12 protein-coding genes are annotated in these 16,010 nt (G+C 71.1%); 5 read left to right on the top strand and 7 right to left on the bottom strand.

The window, feature by feature from the left end; all coding sequences use genetic code 11:
• The first annotated feature begins 7 nt into the window (after window positions 1-7).
• Window positions 8-1,153 (top strand): hypothetical protein, encoded by a 1,146-nt coding sequence (locus Q9G87_RS29455; RefSeq protein WP_305919758.1) that lies wholly within the window; start codon window positions 8-10, stop codon window positions 1,151-1,153.
• Here the strand turns inward: Q9G87_RS29455 and Q9G87_RS29450 are convergent.
• Window positions 1,127-1,888, bottom strand: a complete 762-nt coding sequence (locus Q9G87_RS29450) for a TetR/AcrR family transcriptional regulator (protein ID WP_305919757.1) — start codon at window positions 1,886-1,888, stop codon at window positions 1,127-1,129. The two genes, Q9G87_RS29455 and Q9G87_RS29450, sit on opposite strands and share 27 nt — an antisense overlap.
• Window positions 1,889-1,937: 49 nt before the next feature.
• Here Q9G87_RS29450 and Q9G87_RS29445 point away from each other — a divergent pair, with 49 nt between their 5' ends.
• Both Q9G87_RS29445 and Q9G87_RS60815 read left to right on the top strand, forming a co-directional pair.
• Complete coding sequence (locus Q9G87_RS29445; protein ID WP_305919756.1) at window positions 1,938-2,879, top strand: ATP-binding cassette domain-containing protein; 942 nt, start codon at window positions 1,938-1,940, stop codon at window positions 2,877-2,879.
• Entirely contained in the window at window positions 2,806-3,867 is a 1,062-nt protein-coding gene (locus Q9G87_RS60815; protein ID WP_371825848.1) for an ABC transporter permease, read from the top strand. The genes Q9G87_RS29445 and Q9G87_RS60815 overlap by 74 nt, the downstream gene beginning before the upstream one ends.
• Before the next feature lie 33 nt (window positions 3,868-3,900).
• Here Q9G87_RS60815 and Q9G87_RS29430 read toward each other — a convergent pair whose 3' ends face one another.
• Together Q9G87_RS29430 and Q9G87_RS29425 are read right to left on the bottom strand one after the other, a co-directional pair.
• Window positions 3,901-6,069 (bottom strand): right-handed parallel beta-helix repeat-containing protein, encoded by a 2,169-nt coding sequence (locus Q9G87_RS29430; RefSeq protein ID WP_305919754.1) that lies wholly within the window; start codon window positions 6,067-6,069, stop codon window positions 3,901-3,903.
• Window positions 6,070-6,132: 63 nt separating this feature from the next.
• Window positions 6,133-8,964, bottom strand: coding sequence for a BTAD domain-containing putative transcriptional regulator (locus tag Q9G87_RS29425; protein WP_305919753.1), 2,832 nt, complete (start codon window positions 8,962-8,964; stop codon window positions 6,133-6,135).
• A 216-nt stretch (window positions 8,965-9,180) separates the two neighbouring features.
• Here Q9G87_RS29425 and Q9G87_RS29420 point away from each other — a divergent pair, with 216 nt between their 5' ends.
• Window positions 9,181-9,894 (top strand): DUF4386 domain-containing protein, encoded by a 714-nt coding sequence (locus Q9G87_RS29420; RefSeq protein ID WP_305919752.1) that lies wholly within the window; start codon window positions 9,181-9,183, stop codon window positions 9,892-9,894.
• Window positions 9,895-9,969: 75 nt separating this feature from the next.
• On the opposite strand, the gene Q9G87_RS29415 is transcribed toward Q9G87_RS29420, so the two are convergent.
• The 3 genes from Q9G87_RS29415 to Q9G87_RS29405 form a co-directional block, all read right to left on the bottom strand.
• Window positions 9,970-10,572 carry a TetR/AcrR family transcriptional regulator gene (locus tag Q9G87_RS29415; protein WP_305919751.1) on the bottom strand — a complete coding sequence of 201 codons (603 nt, stop codon included), beginning with the start codon at window positions 10,570-10,572 and terminating at the stop codon, window positions 9,970-9,972.
• Window positions 10,573-10,739: 167 nt separating this feature from the next.
• On the bottom strand, window positions 10,740-12,293 hold the full coding sequence (locus Q9G87_RS29410) for an MFS transporter (protein ID WP_305919750.1): 1,554 nt from the start codon (window positions 12,291-12,293) through the stop codon (window positions 10,740-10,742).
• Between the two features lie 177 nt (window positions 12,294-12,470).
• Window positions 12,471-13,718: an MFS transporter gene (locus tag Q9G87_RS29405; RefSeq protein ID WP_305919749.1), complete on the bottom strand. Its 1,248-nt coding sequence runs from the start codon at window positions 13,716-13,718 to the stop codon at window positions 12,471-12,473.
• Between the two features lie 136 nt (window positions 13,719-13,854).
• On the opposite strand from Q9G87_RS29405, the gene panB reads away from it, so the two are divergent.
• A complete protein-coding gene (gene panB, locus Q9G87_RS29400) occupies window positions 13,855-14,685 on the top strand; it encodes a 3-methyl-2-oxobutanoate hydroxymethyltransferase (RefSeq protein WP_305919748.1) in 831 nt (276 codons plus the stop codon).
• Window positions 14,686-15,046: 361 nt separating this feature from the next.
• On the opposite strand, the gene Q9G87_RS29395 is transcribed toward panB, so the two are convergent.
• Window positions 15,047-16,003, bottom strand: a complete 957-nt coding sequence (locus Q9G87_RS29395; protein WP_305919747.1) for a serine/threonine dehydratase — start codon at window positions 16,001-16,003, stop codon at window positions 15,047-15,049.
• Between the last annotated feature and the right edge of the window lie 7 nt (window positions 16,004-16,010).

Raw genomic sequence — 16,010 nt, 5'->3', positions numbered from 1 at the left:
GGATTCGATGCACGATTGGCAGCGCGACTACGCGATGCTGGCGTTGCGGATCAACCGGCTGGCGGGCGGCGCCCTGCTCATTTACCGCGGGCCCGAGGCGTGGAGCACGCAGGCGGCGAGCGAGCCGCCGCCCTCGCCCGGGGCGCTGGCCGACGAGGCCGAGCGGCTGCTGGAGAGCGCGCCGTCCGCCTATCTGGCCGGGCACGTACGCGCGATGCGTGCCGTGGCCCGCTACCTCGACGGCGAGCGGCTGCCCTTGGCCGAGTACGCGCGGCAGTGCCTGGGCCTGGAGCCGCGGCGGCTGCCGGAGGAGGTGTTCGAGGAGGCACACGGGGAGTTGGACGCCGCCCTGCCGAAGGGCCCGGGGTCGCTGGCGGAGCGGCTCCAGGCGTGGCAGGCGGCGCACACGCTGGGGCAGATCGAGCGGCTGCCCGATCTGGTGGCCAGGGCGGTGGCCGAGACGCGGGCGCGGACGAACGCCATCATCCCGCTGCCGGAGGACGAGGTCGTGGGCTGCAGGCTCGTCGAGGGAGTGTCGTTCCATGGAGCCGGGGACTACGAGGGCGGGCTGAGATCGACCATCCACATCAACAAGGCGATCCCCTTCAACCTGGCCGATCTGCTGTATCTCGTCGCCCACGAGGGTCACCCCGGGCACATCGCGGAGTCGATGCTGAAGGAGATCCATCTGGCGGGGCGGGCGGACCGGAGGGTGCGGTTCATGGTGTCGCCGTCGTTCGTGCTCAGCGAGGGGCTCGGGCTGCTGGCCGAGGAGATCCTTTTCCCCGGTGACGAGGCGCAGGTGTGGCTGAACCGGCGGGTCTTTCCCGAGACAGGGATCCGCCCCAGCGGCGACCTCGCGGCGATCCACCATGCCAAGAACGTCCTGTGGGGAGTGTGGGGCAACGTGGCGTTCCTGGCGGCCGAGGGGCGTACGGACGCGGACCTGGCGGCCTACCTGGCGCGGTGGTCGCTCTACAGCGACGCTGAGGTGGCGCTCGTGCTGGGGTTGCTCCGGCCGTCCCCGACGAGCCCGTACATCTTCGGATATTTCCACGGATGGGAGTTGCTGCGCCCCTGGGCGGCGACGCGCCCCGAACGGGTACGCCGGCTGCTCACCGAGCAGTTACTCCCCTCCGACGTGGCCCTCTAGCACTCGCCGCCGGATCAGCGCCTCGACACCGTCGAGCAGCAGGTCGAGCCCGAATACGAAGTCGCCGTCGTCCACCCAGCCCTCCGCGCCGCGCATGGCGCCCGAGCGCATCGCCGCCGACAGGGCCGGGTAGGCCTCGGGGTCGAGAACCTCGGCCAGCACCTCGCCGTAGTCGGCGGCGCCCTTGATCCCGGATTCCTCCATCCGCGGGTCGCCGACGGCGTGGCGGAGCGCGGCGTCGGTGAGCGCGTATCCGGTCAGGGCGCTCGCCACGTTGATCTTCTCGCCGTCGTCGAGCCCCGTGCCGTCGAGTGCCGCCAGGGCGCGGTCCAGCCACAGCAGCCGCCGCGGGCCCATCGGCGGCACGGGCGCGGCGGCCGACAACAACCACGGATGGTCGAGCAGGATGTCGCGCTGCGCCCGGGTCCACACAGCCAGGTATTCACGCCAGGTCATGCCTCCGGGCTCGGGCGGCAGTGGCGCGGCGGCGTCGGCCATGGCCGTGAGCAGGTCCTCCTTGCTCTCGACGTACCGGTAAAGCGCCGTCGCCGCCACTCCCACCCGCGAGGCCACACTGGCCATGGAGACCCCGGCCAGCCCTTCGGCGTCGGCGATCTCGATGGCGGCGGCGGTGATGGTCGCCAGGTTCAGCCGCGGCCGCGGTCCCCGGCGCGTCACCGGCTCGCGTCCCCACATGCGTGCCACCACGGACGGCAGCGGCCGCTCCTGCGCCATGCGAACTCCTCCTTGACCCGCTCCTAGGATTGTGCATTACCTTAGAACTATGAACGGTATACACAGTACGCCATTCACAGATGCTATCCGCGCGCGGGGCCTGACGAAGTCCTTCGGCGCGACCCAGGTGCTGACCGGGATCGACCTGACCGTGCCCACGGGCTCGCTGCTGGCCCTGCTCGGCCCGAATGGGTCGGGCAAGACGACCACCGTGCGCATCCTGACCACGCTGCTCGCGCCCGACGGCGGCACCGCCACGGTGGGCGGGCACGACGTGACGCGTGACGGCGTGGCGGTGCGCCGGGTGATCGGGCTGACCTCCCAGCAGGCCACGGTGGACGACCTGTTAACCGGCCGGGAGAACCTGGAGTTGTTCGCCGGCCTCCACCACCTGGGCGGGCGACGGGCGCGGCGGCAGGCCCAGGAGCTGCTGGAGCGGTTCGACCTGGCGGAGGCTGCGAACCGGCAGGTGGCGACGTACTCCGGCGGGATGCGGCGGCGGCTGGACCTCGCGGCGAGCATGGTGTCGGCGCCGCGGATCCTCTTCCTCGACGAGCCCACCACCGGGCTCGACCCGCGCAGCCGGGCCGAGTTGTGGTCGATGATCCGCGAACTGCTGGCCTCAGGGACCACGATCCTCCTCACCACGCAGTACCTGGAGGAGGCCGACCAGCTCGCCGACCGGGTCGTGGTGATCAATGGGGGGCGGGTGGTGGCCGACGACTCCCCCGCCGCGCTGAAGCGGCAGGTAGGCGCGGAACGCCTGATCCTGCGCCTGTCCCGGGCGGAGGACGGCCCGCGCGCCGGGGCGCTGCTCGGAGCGTCCGCCGACGCGGAGGCCGGGAGTCTCACGGTGGCCGTCCAGGGCCCCGACCACCTGCGCCACACGCTCGACGTGCTGCACCGGGCCGGCGTCGGTGTCGAGCACGTGGAGCTGCGCACGCCCACGCTCGACGACGTGTTCTTCGAGCTCACGGCGGCCGCGGCATGAGCGAGCGCAGCGAGCGACCAATCAACACAGCCGGGTATCCCGCTCATGGAGCCGACGGAGGAGGCCGCATGAGCGAGCGCAGCGAGCGACCAATCAACACAGCCGGGTATCCCGCTCATGGGGCCGACGGAGGAGGCCGCATGAGCGAGCGCAGCGAGCGACCAATCAACACAGCCGGGTATCCCGCTCATGGGGCCGACGGAGGAGGCCGCATGAGCGGGGTGCTGACCGCCGCGGGCGACCTGCGCCACCTCGTCGTCCGCGGTCTGCGCCGCGAGGTGCGCGTCCTCGACGGTCTCATCGTGAACATCGTGCTGCCCGTCATCATCATGGTGGTGTTCGTGTACGTCTTCGGCGGCGCGATCACCACCGGCTCCAGCGGGCTGGCCTACATCGACTTCGTGGTGCCCGCCGTGCTGCTCATGTCAGGCGGGTACGGGGCCGCGCTGACGGCCGTGAACGTGGCCGACGACATGACCGGAGGCATGATCGACCGCTTCCGCACCCTGCCGATCGGCGGCTGGGTGGTCCCGCGGGACACGTGGTCGCCTCCGTGGTCCGCAACGTGGCGGCCTGCGGTTTCGCCCTGGTCGCGGCCGTCATCCTCGGTTTCCGCCCGGACGCCACGCTCGCCGGGTGGGCGCTGGTGCTGGGGCTGGTGGCGGCGTACGTGCTGGCGATGTCGTCGCTGGCGGTGCTGTGGGGGCTGCTGGTGAGGTCGACTCAGGCGGCCGGGGCGTTCAGCTTCGTCGTGTTGTTCCTGCCGTACCTGTCGGACGGGGTCGTGCCGGCGGAGACCATGCCGAGCCTGCTGCGGGACTTCGCCTCTCACCAGCCCATCACGCCGATCGTGGTGACGTTGCGGGCGCTGCTCCAAGGCGAGCCCGTGGGATCGTCCGGCGTGGTGGCGGCGCTCTGGCTCGCGGGCGTGGTGGTGATGAGCGTGCCGATCGCGGCGGTGCTGTTCCGCCGCCGGACCTCGGCCTAGCCCGCCTCGGCGTGCATCGCACCGCCGGGCGGTTCACGCCGGCACCTCGGCCTCGGCGGTGCTCTTGTCCGCGCTGCGGCTGTCCCGGAGCACGAGCACCAGGACCGCGCACACCACCCAGAGGCCGGTGAGCAGCCCGCGCACCCATCCGGGCCCCAGCGGGACGAACGGGATCAAGTGCACCAGCCGATCGAAGGCGTCCGCCACGGCCAGCACACCCAGCACGACCGTGAACCAGCCGAACACCGGCCGCCGGGCCCGCAGCGCCGCTCCCAGGCACAACCACCACGCCGCCATGAGCAGCAACGCCACCCCGGCCTGCCGTGGACTCCCCACTGCCGCCGCCACGACGTCGAGCACCAGCCCAGCCGTCCCGGCGAGGGTGCCCGCCACGATCAGCCGGTGCCTACGGCGGTTCCCTGACGGGTCGTCCTCCTCCCCGCCGATCCGTGCGCCCGCCTCCGGCCGCCGGCCCGCACCGGCCGTGACGTGGAACGAGGCGCCGAACGTCATCCGGAACGTGGCGCCGGGGAGGCCCGCGGCACGGCGGGAGCGCCACCAGAAGAGCCCCGCCAGCAGGCCCAGCACCACCGAACCTGCCAGCGCCAGGAGAGCCTCGACCGTGCCCAGTCCGGACGCGCCGAACCAGTCGCACCCGGCGGGCAGGCGGACCTCCGAGGCGCTGAAGTCGGCGCACATGTACAGCTTGATCAGCTTGACCGGCTCGGCGAGGATACGGCGCGTCCCGCCCGACAGCTCGGGCACCCGGTCGGCGCACACCGGCAGCACGGCGGGCGTGGACGTGCCCGTGTCGCCCTGCCAGCAGTTGCCGGTGCCCTGCCCGTCCCACCACACGTCCAGCCCGTTCGGCTGCCGCTCCCCCGCCGGCGTGACGCCGAAGACGTTGCGTTCGTACCGGTTGAAGTCGGAGGTGTCGGCCTGCTTGGCCAGGTCGGTCTCGCCCCTGATGAAGGCGGGCACGCCGAACAGCTGGAACGCCGCCCGCCGGTGCCCCCAGATCCGGTTGCCGGTGAAGACGTTGTAGTTGCCGCCCGCGACCAGGACGCCCGTGCCCGACGGGACTCCCACTTGAGGGCAGACGACGCCCTGTTCGTAACCCCGCTGGGCCGGGGGCTTGGCGCAGGTGCCGTTCCGCAGGTACCGGTAGTAGTCGCGGTTGTTGTCGTAGATCTTGTTGTTCTCGAACCTGGCGTGGTTCTGCGGCAGACCGGGGTGGGACGGCCAGAGGCTGTCCATCGTGGCGCCGACCATGTTGCCGTAGAACTCGTTGTCGTGCGCCCACACCGAGTCGCCCGCGGTGCCGGAGTAGCCGAGCGCGTTGTCGTGGCTCTTGCAGCGGCGGATCTCGATGGCGTAGCGGGGCACGTCGTGGCCGCGGCCGTCGTTGATGTCAGAGGCACTGCCCGGATACAGGCCGCCGTCGCCGTTGCCGTACGACTCGCAGTCGGTGTAGAGGCCGTGGTCACTGGCGAAGGTGAGGAAGCCGTACTCGTCGTTCCAGCGGGTGAGGACCTCGTCGATGACGAAACCGTCGGTTTCGAGCACGTAGAGGGAGTTGAACGTGGTGCGCTGCGCGGTGAAGTTCCTGAAGTAGACGCCGTCGGCGCGGTCGGCGCGGATGGCGTTGAGCTTGCGGTACTCGGCGTCGATGACGACATCCAGCGGGCCCGCGCCGGTGCCCTCGATCTGCAGATCCTCCTTGCCGAGGATGGCGACGAGGTTCTGGTTGTGCGGGCATTGGCGCTGCTGGTCGAAGCTGAGGATCTGGTATCCCCCGTGGTGCGCCCAGCGGGCGGGAAGCCGGGCGCAGTCGCCGGTCGGGGCGGCGTGGCTGGGTTCCTCGCGGTAGAGGCCGGGGAGGATGGCGATGGTCATCCCGGGGCGGTCGACCTGGTCAACGGCCTCCTGGAGGTGTCTCGCCCCGTTCTCCTGACATTTCGCGAAAAGGTCGCGGTTGCGCTCCTGGAGCCGCGCCGGAAATTTCGCGATTCGCCGCTCGAAGTCGGCCTGGTCGGACTTGCAGACGAGCACATCAGGCTCCCCTGTCCGCAGCCGCGGGACCGTACCCGTGCCGTCGGGGAAGCTCACCTCCCGCTCCTCATGCGCGAAGGCGACACCGGCGGGTAACAGCAGACCTGACGCGAGCGCGACGACCGCCGCGATCCTCCGCATGGGGCCCATGACCGCGAGACTAGAACGATGCACACGTCCTGCCCAGGCCCAGAGCAGTCGTCCGGCCGGCGACTACCGCGTCGTCGAGGTGACCGGCCCGCGCGGGCCGGCCGTGCCGTCCGCCGCCAGCCGGTCGAGGACGTCGCCCATGTACGTGAGGGCCTGGCGGTCGCTGATCTGGTTCAGGGAGCTGTACCGGCTGCTGGAGGTGTTGCCGGCGACGAGCGTCCGGGCGGCCATGGCACCGAAGTCGTTTCTCGTCTCCAGGTACGCGAGCATGCGCGCCGCCTCGTCATGATGGTCCATCACCGCCATCATGGTGATGAACTCGATGCAGACGACGCTGGCGGCGATCACGTTGTCGGTGGCGATGAGCTCGTCGATGTAGGTACGGAGAATCTGGAAGGCGCGCCGCCGGTCGCCGCGGCGGAACGCCGTCTGCGCCTGGACAGCCTTGCTGGCCGAGAGTGAGCCTTCAGGGACGTCGACGGTGGCCGCCTCGTCGAAGTACCGCTCGGCGTCGTGGGGCCGTCCCTGAAACGAGGCGGAGTATGCGAGGGTCTGCAGTGCCCAGTGCCGGAGCGTGGGCGGACCTTCCGACCGGTAGCGATCGGCCATGGCCGAGACGGTCCGGTCGACCTGGTCGAAGTGGCCGATGCCGAGCAGCGTCCCGGACGAGTTCATTTCGAGGAACGCTGCCACGTACGGCTCGCCTTGGCGGCGCAGGTCTGCGGCAGCCGCCGGGAGCCACCGGCTCAGGGCCTGGCCGTCTCCGCCGACGTATGCGCGAGCATAATGGCTCAGCGGCCGGTCGGGCCGGCCACCGCGGTCCACCAGGTCGTCGTAGCCGGCGGGGTTGCCGTTCTGGGTGTACCGCTCGGCCGCCCACAGCAGCCAGAAGGCCCGCAGGTCCTCCTCGTCCGGCGGGGCCAGGTCGAGGATCCGCTCCGCCCAGTCACCGATCTCCTGCTGGCCGCGCAGCGTGAGCTCGGTCGCCACCGGCCGGACCAGCGCGTCGGCCAGCCGCGGATCGCCGGCCGAACACGCCCACGCGAGCGCCGCACGCAGGTTCGGCCACAGCTCGCGGAGGCGAGCGACCCCCTCGATCTCGCTAGGACCAGTCAGGAGCACACCTACGCGGGTGACCCCGCCGAGGCACCAGCGCGCGTGCCGTTCGGCGGCCAGGTCCATGCGGCCCTGTTCACGCAGGTGCACGGCGGCGAACTGGCGCATCGGCTCGAGCAGCCGGAAGCGGGAACCGGACGGGCCGGGCTCGACGGTCACCATCGACCGGTCGACCAGGGCGCTGAGAACGCCGTCGACCTCGTCGAGGCCGCGCGCCGAGTCGTCGGCGACCGCCGCCACCGCGTCGAGGGGGAACGATCCGTTGAACACCGACAGGCACTGCAGCAACGCCTGCTCGGAAGCTGTGAGCAGGTCGTAGGACCATTGGATCGCGGCGCGCAGGCTTCGATGCCTCGGTGCGCCGGTCCGGCGGACGCCGGTCGCCCTGAAGTGATCGTGGACCCGAGCCAGCAGTTCGGCCGGATGGTGGCTGCGGACGTGAGCGGCGGCCAGCTCGATCGCCAGCGGTACGCCGTCGAGCCGGCGGCAGAGTTCGGTGACATCGTCCCGATATGCGTCACGTTCGTAGGTCCGGTCCGCGGCGAGCGCGCGCACATGGAACAGTTCGGCGCCCGCAGCGGGATGCAGCGGGCCGACGGCGAGCACCTGCTCGCCGTCGACGTCGAGGCGCTCCCGAGACGTGGCCAGCACCCGGACATGGGCGCAGCCCAGCGCGACGGCCTGGACGAGCCGTGCCGCGCCGTCGAGGACGTGCTCGCAGTTGTCGACGAGCAGCAGCGCGGGCCGGGACCCCAGAGCGGTGACGACCGACTCGGTGAGGCTTCGCCCGGCCCGCTGCGCGACCCCGAGCGTGTCGGCCACCGCGCGCGGCACATCGCTGGAGGAGTTGATCTCGGCCAGTTCGACGAACCAGGCACGCCATCCTCGATCCCCGGCCAGACGACGCCCCGCTGCCAGGGCGAGCCGGGTCTTGCCGATCCCGCCCGGCCCCACCAGGGTGACCACCGTCGACCCGCTGATCACGTCGTCGATGGTACGGAGTGCGTCGTCCCTGCCGATGAGAGGACTCAGGCGGCGGGGCAGGTTGCCTTCCTGGCCGCCCGGCACCGGCGCGTCGGGCTCGCGCAGCCGCTCGTCCTCGCGAAGGATCATGGATTCCAGCTCCCGCAGCCGCGGTCCGGGTTCGATCCCCAGCTGTTCGACGAGGTGATGCCGGGCCTGCCGGTACGCCGCCAGCGCATCGCCCCGGCGTCCGGTACGAGCGAGCGCGGTCATCAGCAAGGCCCACAACCCTTCGCGGAGGGGATGACGCCCGACCAGCTCGGTCAACGCGGCGATGGACACGTGCGGGTCGGAGTCCACCCTGCGTTCGAGGTCGGCCTCGACCGCGCCGAGCCATTGCTCCGCGAGGCCGTCCACCGTCGCGGCAAGGCCCGGAGCGTCCACCCCCGCCAGCGGGATTCCTGTCCACTCCGCGAGGGCCGCGCCGGCGTCACCCTCGCGAAGGTGCCGCCGGAAGCGTGCGACGTCGACCGCGTCGGGTGTCACGTCGAGACGGTACGCGGAACCGACCCGGCTGATGGCGGCGGAACCCAGTCCTTTGCGCAACCGGGCGATATGCCACTGCAGGGTCTTCGCCACGGTCCGCGGCGGCCTCTCGCCCCACACCAGCTCGATGAGGCGGGTGACCGGGATGGGGGAGCCGGGCGACATCGCCAGGGCGCCCAGCAGTGCCTGGGTCCTGCCCGATCCGACGTCGATCGGCTGACCGTCATCGGTCTCGGCAGCGACGCCGCCGAACACCCGGATCCGGACCACAGGGCCGCTCCCTGAACCTCGATCTCAGCCGAGCCTGCCACGGCCAGGGCACGCGGGCAACACGGCGGCGCAATAGCCCCAACCGCACGCACACCGCCGGCCAACCACTGGCACACCGGGCTCGGCAACGGTGGGCGTGCGACCGGCAGTGCTGCCGGAGCCGGCAGGCCGGACCGAGCCTCCGATCGGACGACATCGGACCATAGGAGCCAGGGTATGCGCAGGCGGACGACGGCACGAGCCGTCGGTGTCCTTTTCCTCATCGCGACGGCTGCGGGCGTGCTGAGCGTGGTGTTCCTCGGGCAACCAGACACAGAAATCTCGCGAGAGTCCGTGATGCAGGGCGCTCGCACCACGACCATGGGTGCGCTCATGGTACTGATCATGGCCGCCGCCATCGCCATGATCCCACCGTTGATCTTTCCCGTGCTGAAGGAGCGCAGCGAACCGCTGGCGCTCGGGTACGCCGTCTCGAGGACGGTCGAGGTCGTCCTCCTGCTTCCCGGCGCGGTCGGTCCGCTCATGGTGGTGGCCGTCAGCCGAGACGCCCTACCACCCGGCTCGCCGAACGCCGACGCCCGCCTCCAGACGGCGTACTCGTTGACGCAGACCTACGCCGACTGGGGACATCCCGTGAGTTCGATCTTCTTCTGCCTGAGTGTCCTGCTGCTCAACTGGGTGCTCTACCGGTCGTCGATCGTTCCCCGGCTGATATCGGCCTGGGCGCTGATCGCGGTGGCGCCGTACCTGGCCGACGGCCTCCTCGTCATGTTCGGCGTGCTCAGCCTCTCCGCACCGCTGCACACGATCCTCATCGTCCCGCTGGCGGTGAACGAAATGGTTCTCGCGCTCTGGCTGCTCATCAGAGGCTTCAACCGCGCCACGCCACTCGCCGAGGCGAGCACCGCCGGGCGCGCCGAAATCCGGTAGAGCCCGTTCTGGCGGCAGACCTGCTGGACGCAGGCCGGGCTGGCACCGCGCGGCCGGCGGGCGTACGGTCCCCGCTTACGGGGCCATGCCCGCCAGAGCCGCATCAACGATGCGTTCGGCAAGATCGACAGGAAGGTCCCCGGCCGGACCCCACTTGGTGTGCCACAGCATGGCGCCCGAGAGGATGGCCATGCCCAAGTCGACGTCGACGTCGGCCCGGAGCTCGCCGGAGGCGACGCCGCGCTCGATCACGCCGCGCAACGCCTGCCTGCGGGGCTCGACGGCGCGCTTGACGAAGCGCTCCAGCAACTGCGGGTAACGATCGGCCTCGCTCATCGCGATGTTCATCACGCAGCGACTGCGCTTGTTGCCGTGCTCCTGCCGCATCGCGTCGAGCAGGCTGATCAGATCGTCCCGCACCGACGTGCCGGCGAGGGGCGGCACCGGCGCCTTGAGCGTGGAGAGCGCGTCGACGACCAGGTCCTCCTTGTTGGACCAGCGCCGATAGATCGTCGTCTTGCCGACGCCCGCCCTCGACGCGATCGCCTCGATGGACAGCTCGGAGATGCCCATGCCCTCGCTGATCAAATCGAGGGTGGCGTCAATGATGGCCTTCTCGGCCTTCTCGCTTCGCGGGCGCCCGGCCGGACGGGCGGCCCCTGTTTCCTGGATCGTCATCGCGGTCTCACCGTACATCTCCACCGTGCCTTCGCCCTCCCCCGGTCAAGGGAGGGCGCGGGGAACGGCGCGGCACGTCGGCCTCCCGATCTTGCCACCGGTTCACTTGTCCTCCTCTTGGCGTGAGATGGGCTGAATCCCCCGCCCGGATCAGGCGGGGGAGGACGTCAAACGGTGGCGGGTTCCTTCAGCCCCTCCACCTGCTCCACGGGGCGCGGCTTGCCCGGCATCCACCTGGCCACGACCACGACGCCGAACAGTGCGATCGCGGCCGACACCAGGGCCGTGACGTGCATGCCGTTCACGAAGGCGGTGAACGCGGGCTGGATCAGCGCCTCGCCCCGCCCGCCGAGCCCCTCGGCGACGCCCAGCGTGGCCATGATGGACTCACCGGCGGAGTGCCGCACGTCGGCGGGCAGCGCGGCCAGCGCGGGCGCCATCTCGCCGCGGTAGCTGGACGACAGCACCGAGCCGAGCACGGCCACGCCGAGCGCGCCGGCGACCTGGCGGACGGTGTTGCTCATGGCCGAGCCGACCCCGGCCTTCTCCCTGGGGAGCGCCTCCATGATGGCGGTGGTGGCGGGCGGCATGATGTTGGCCATCGCGGCGCCCTGGACGAAGAAGATGACCTCGATGAGCAGGATCGGCGTGTGCTGGTCCATGAGCGCGTAGCTGGCCAGCGCCACGGTCACCACGCTCATGCTGACCGTGGCCGACAGCTTGGCCCCGAACCGCTCGTTCACCCGCTGGCTGAGCGGCGCGAAGATGAGCTGCGCGGCGGCGAAGGGGATCATCAGCGCGCCCGCCTGCAGCGGGGTGAAGCCCATCACGGCCTGCAGGTAGAAGGTCAGGAAGAACATCCCGCCCATCATCGCGAAGAACACGATGCCCATCATGCCGATGGCCGAGCTGAACTTGACGTTGGAGAAGTTGCGCACGTCGAAGACCGGGTGGTCGATGCGCCGCTCCCACCACACGAACGCGCCCAGCACCGCCACGCCGAGCAGCGTGGGCACGATCACCTCGGCGCTCGCCACGGTGCCCAGGTAGCCGCCGCGGATGATGCCGAACACGAGGGCCACGAGGCCGATGATCGACAGCACCACGCCGACCGGGTCCAGCCTGGACGGCTTCGGGTCTCTCGACTCGGGCACGATGCCGGCGATGAGGAACAACCCGATGATCACGATCGGCACGTTGATCAGGAAGACCGAGCCCCACCAGAAGTTCTCGATCAGCAGGCCGCCGGTGATCGGGCCGATCGCCACCGCGAGCCCCACACCGCTGGCCCAGATGCCGATCGCCCTGCCGCGCTCGCTGGGTGGGAAGACGTTGGAGATGATGGCCAGGGTCGCCGGCATGATCGCCGCACCACCGATGCCCATCGCCGCCCTGGCCAGGATCAACTGCATCGGATCCTGGGCGTAGGCGCTGGCCAGCGAGGCCAGGCCGAACAGCGCCATGCCGATGAACAACATCCGCTTGCGGCCTGTTCGGTCACCGATCACACCGAACGTGAACAACAACCCGGCGAACACCAGCGTGTAGGAGTTGATCGCCCATTCCAGCTCACTCTGCGTCGCCCCCAGCCCTTCAACCGGGTCGGCGATCGTCTTCATCGCCACGTTGAGGATCGTGTTGTCGAGCACGACCGCCAGCAAGCTGAAGACCAGCACGCCGAGGATCGCCCATCGGCGTGGATGTCCTGCGTTTGCATCCATGGGAGGCATCCTTAATTTCGATACGTCTGAGTTTCGCAACGACACCGTATCGCAAGCTATTCCGATACGCAACGGTCCCGTTTCGTAAACTCCATGTGAACTCCGGGCGTGCCTCCGTTCCGCCCGCAGCCTGTGCGGCACCGACGCCCCTGCAACCGGTGCCGCGACGAGCGTGCGTCAGCTCGCCGTGGAAGGAACCGGAGCTGGTGTCCCCTGTGCGACGTCCTCGGCCGGTGTGGAGGAAGCCCCCTGCGGACGGCGCCGCCAGAACGGCAAGGCGACCAGCACCATGGCCACCCCGACCAGCCCCGCCACCGTGAACGCCCAAGCCGGGCCGACGCCGTCGATGACGGCCCCGGCGATCGGAGCCGAAGCGGCGCCGCCGATCAGCAGAGCGGTGCCGTGGAAGCCCATCGCCTCACCTCTGGCACGGGCCGGCACCCATCCGCTGACGGCGTCGACGGTGGACGACAGCGACGGCGCGCAGAGCAACCCGGCAGGCAGGAGGGCGACGATCAGCCAGCGCCAGTCGCCGCCCGCCAAGCCCACCGGGATGGTCAGCAGGCCCATGCCCCCGATGAGCGTCAGGGGCGTGAAGCCGCGCGACAGGCCGCCGTAGACCAGACCGCCGATCAGCGAGTAGAGGCACCAGATGCCCACGGCGAGGCCGACCCACGCGGTCTGGTGAGCCTGGGTCATGGTCGCGACCAGGGCGAGCTCGCTCGCGGTGAGCACGAACGTGGCCGCCGCCACGGTGCCGAGCAGCGCCCCGAACGCCGGCGTGAACCACTGGCGCCTGGGCAGCCTGACGCCCGACTGCTCTTCCCTGCTTTCTTTCTCGTCGGCCGATCGGGTGGGCGGGTTGAGCATGATCAGCCCCAGCCCGGCGGCGGTCATGCCGGCCCCGACGACCGCCATGGTCACGCCGCTGCCCAGCGTCGTGATGCCGGCCACCGCCAGCGCCGGCCCCGTCATGTAGGACATCTCGACCAGGATCGAGTCGAGCGCGAAGCCGGTGCGCCGCTGCGGAACGGGCACCATGGCCGCCAGGCACTGCCTGATCACGCTGAACACCGGCAGCGCCAGCAGCCCCGCCAGAGCCGCCGCGACGAGCAGGACGGGGAACGGCAGCGTCCACGCGCACGCCCAGAACGCCGCCTGCGCCACGGTGGTGACGGCAAGCACGGGACGGAGGCCGTGCTTGTCGACGAGCCTTCCCGACAACGGCGAGCCGACCGCCATGCCGATCGTGCTCGCCAGGGTGACCAGCCCCGCCTTGGCGTAGCCGAGCTCGAGCACCACGGCCACGTGCAGGGTCAGTGCCATGCCCGTGGCCGTGGCAGGAACCCGGGCCAGCAGCCCCACCAGCAGCAACGTGGGGACGCCCCGGATCTTGAGCAGGCGTCGGTAAGGGACGAGAGCCATGTCGTTGATTACCTCCACGTTGATTGTGGCAACAGGCACCGACAGTTTCGCCACAGGTTTTCCGCCCGTGCCATCATCAGAAGGAGTCCGGGGACGCCACTGGGGCGCCTCGAGACGTTTTCCGGAGGGTTTACGCATGTCCTCTTCAACCACGCTGTACGGCGGCGTCTCCGGGCGCCGTGTCACCGTCCGCGATCTCGCCGCCGCCAAGGAGCGCGGAGAGCGGTGGCCCATGGTCACCGCCTACGACGCGATGACGGCGCGGGTGTTCGATGCGGCGGGCATCCCGGTTCTGCTGGTGGGCGACTCGGCGGCCATGGTCGTCTACGGCTACGACTCCACGCTCCCCGTCACGGTCGATGACCTGCTGCCTCTGACGGCGGCCGTCGTGCGCGGGTCGTCCCGCGCGCTCGTGGTCGCGGATCTGCCGTTCGGGTCTTACCAGTCCTCGCCCCAGCAGGCGCTGGAGTCGGCGGCACGCTTCATGAAGGAGGCGGGCGCCCACGCGGTCAAGCTGGAGGGCGGCCGCCGGATCCTGCCGCAGGTGGAGGCGCTGGTCGCGGCGGGCGTGCCGGTAATGGCGCATCTCGGGCTGACCCCGCAGTCGGTCAACGTCCTGGGCGGCTACCGCGTGCAGGGGCGGGGGCAGTCGGGCGACGAGCTCATGGCGGACGCCAAGGATCTGGAGCGGGCCGGGGCGTTCTCGGTGGTGCTGGAATGCGTGCCGGCCGACCTGGCGGAGCGGGTGACGACGTCGCTCGCGATCCCGACGATCGGCATCGGGGCGGGGGCGGCGACGGACGCGCAGGTGCTGGTGTGGCAGGACCTGATGGGGTTGACGCCGCGCCCGGCCAAGTTCGTCAAGCGGTATGCGGACCTGGCCGCCGACATGGATCGCGCCGTCCGGGCCTTCGCCGACGAGGTCGCCTCCGGCGCCTTCCCGGCCCCGGAGCACACCTACACCTGACCCGTCCCCGCCTCAGCGACCTGGGACCCGGCCGCACGAACGCCACGCCGACGCGCGGACGGCCGACCCACCCGCACGGACGCCACGCCGACCCGCGGACAGCCGACCCACCCGCACGGACGCCACGCCGACCCGCGGACGGCCGACCCACCCGGTCGGCACGCCCTGCGGCGCCGTCACACCAACCGCGGACCGAGCGGGCACCGGGCCATAGCACGCTGGCCGGCCGCCCCAAGGGCCTACAAGCGCGACCGGCGGCGGGCACGCAGGCGAGGGCCGCCGGCGGGCGCGCAGGCGAGGGCAGATCGGGTCCGGCGCGGCAGGCTGGGGCGGATCGGGCTCGGCGGGCAGGAGGACGCGGTCAGGAGTTGCCAAGGGTGGCGGGGTCGGTGTTGGAACCGCAGACGACCACGGCCACCCGCTCCCCCGCCCTCGGCGTGTACGCGCCCGACAGCAGCGCCGCGTACGCCGCCGCGCCCGCGTGCTCAGCCACCAGCCGGTGCCGCTCCCACAACGTCCGGCGGGCCGCCACGATCGCCTCGTCGCTCACCAGCACGCTCTCCACCCGCGGCCCCGAGAGGATCTCGAAGGCCAGGCCGCCGATCTGGCTCGCGCCCAGGGCGTCGGCCGCCACCCCACCGACCTCGACCGGCACCGGCCCGCCGGCCCGGAGGGCCTCGCGGAGGGTCGGGATGCGCTCGGGCTCGACTGCGACGATCCGCGGACCCGCCGCACCCGCCGCGCCGGCTTCGCCGGCCGACCGCGCGGCCGTCCCCACAGTGATCCCCCCGGCGAAGCCGCCGCCTCCGACGGCCACCACCACGGTGTCCACGCCCCCGGTCTGCTCCATGATCTCCAGCCCGGTGGTCCCCTGCCCGGCCACCACCTCCGGCTGATCGTAGGCGTGCACGCTCAGCGCACCGGTCTCGGCGGCCCTCTTGGCCGCAGCCTCCGCGGCGTCCGAGTAGATGGCCCCCGTTTGCGTGATATCCGCCCCCAGCGCCGCCAGCCCGGCCACCTTCACCGGGCTGGTCACCTCGGGCACGAAGATCTCGGCCCGCACCCCCAGCGCCTTCGCGGCGTACGCCACCGCCAGCCCGTGGTTCCCCCCGCTGGCCGCGATCACCCCGCTGTCCGGCAGGGCACCCGCCGACAACATCCGGTTGAAGGCCCCGCGCACCTTGAACGATCCGGAATGTTGTAGCAGCTCCAGCTTGAGGAACAGCCCGGGCGAGACCTCGAGCATGGGCGTGCGCAGCACGAGCCCGGAGATCCGCCCGGCGGCGGCCAGCACATCCTCATACGCGACGGCAGTCATGGAATCA

Origin of the sequence: Nonomuraea turcica, from assembly GCF_030718205.1 — a bacterium.
GTDB lineage: Bacteria > Actinomycetota > Actinomycetes > Streptosporangiales > Streptosporangiaceae > Nonomuraea.
Note: the sequence above shows the minus strand (reverse complement) of the source record. Positions and strands in the feature narration are given on the sequence as shown.

Excerpts from the sequence above, each read along its gene's own strand:
- Q9G87_RS29455 (WP_305919758.1), top strand. The coding sequence starts at position 8 with ATGCACGATTGGCAGCGCGACTACGCGATGCTGGCGTTGCGGATCAAC.
- Q9G87_RS29450 (WP_305919757.1), bottom strand. The coding sequence starts at position 1,888 with ATGGCGCAGGAGCGGCCGCTGCCGTCCGTGGTGGCACGCATGTGGGGA.
- Q9G87_RS29445 (WP_305919756.1), top strand. The coding sequence starts at position 1,938 with ATGAACGGTATACACAGTACGCCATTCACAGATGCTATCCGCGCGCGG.
- Q9G87_RS29430 (WP_305919754.1), bottom strand. The coding sequence starts at position 6,069 with ATGGGCCCCATGCGGAGGATCGCGGCGGTCGTCGCGCTCGCGTCAGGT.
- Q9G87_RS29420 (WP_305919752.1), top strand. The coding sequence starts at position 9,181 with ATGCGCAGGCGGACGACGGCACGAGCCGTCGGTGTCCTTTTCCTCATC.
- Q9G87_RS29415 (WP_305919751.1), bottom strand. The coding sequence starts at position 10,572 with ATGACGATCCAGGAAACAGGGGCCGCCCGTCCGGCCGGGCGCCCGCGA.
- Q9G87_RS29410 (WP_305919750.1), bottom strand. The coding sequence starts at position 12,293 with ATGGATGCAAACGCAGGACATCCACGCCGATGGGCGATCCTCGGCGTG.
- Q9G87_RS29405 (WP_305919749.1), bottom strand. The coding sequence starts at position 13,718 with ATGGCTCTCGTCCCTTACCGACGCCTGCTCAAGATCCGGGGCGTCCCC.
- panB (WP_305919748.1), top strand. The coding sequence starts at position 13,855 with ATGTCCTCTTCAACCACGCTGTACGGCGGCGTCTCCGGGCGCCGTGTC.
- Q9G87_RS29395 (WP_305919747.1), bottom strand. The coding sequence starts at position 16,003 with ATGACTGCCGTCGCGTATGAGGATGTGCTGGCCGCCGCCGGGCGGATC.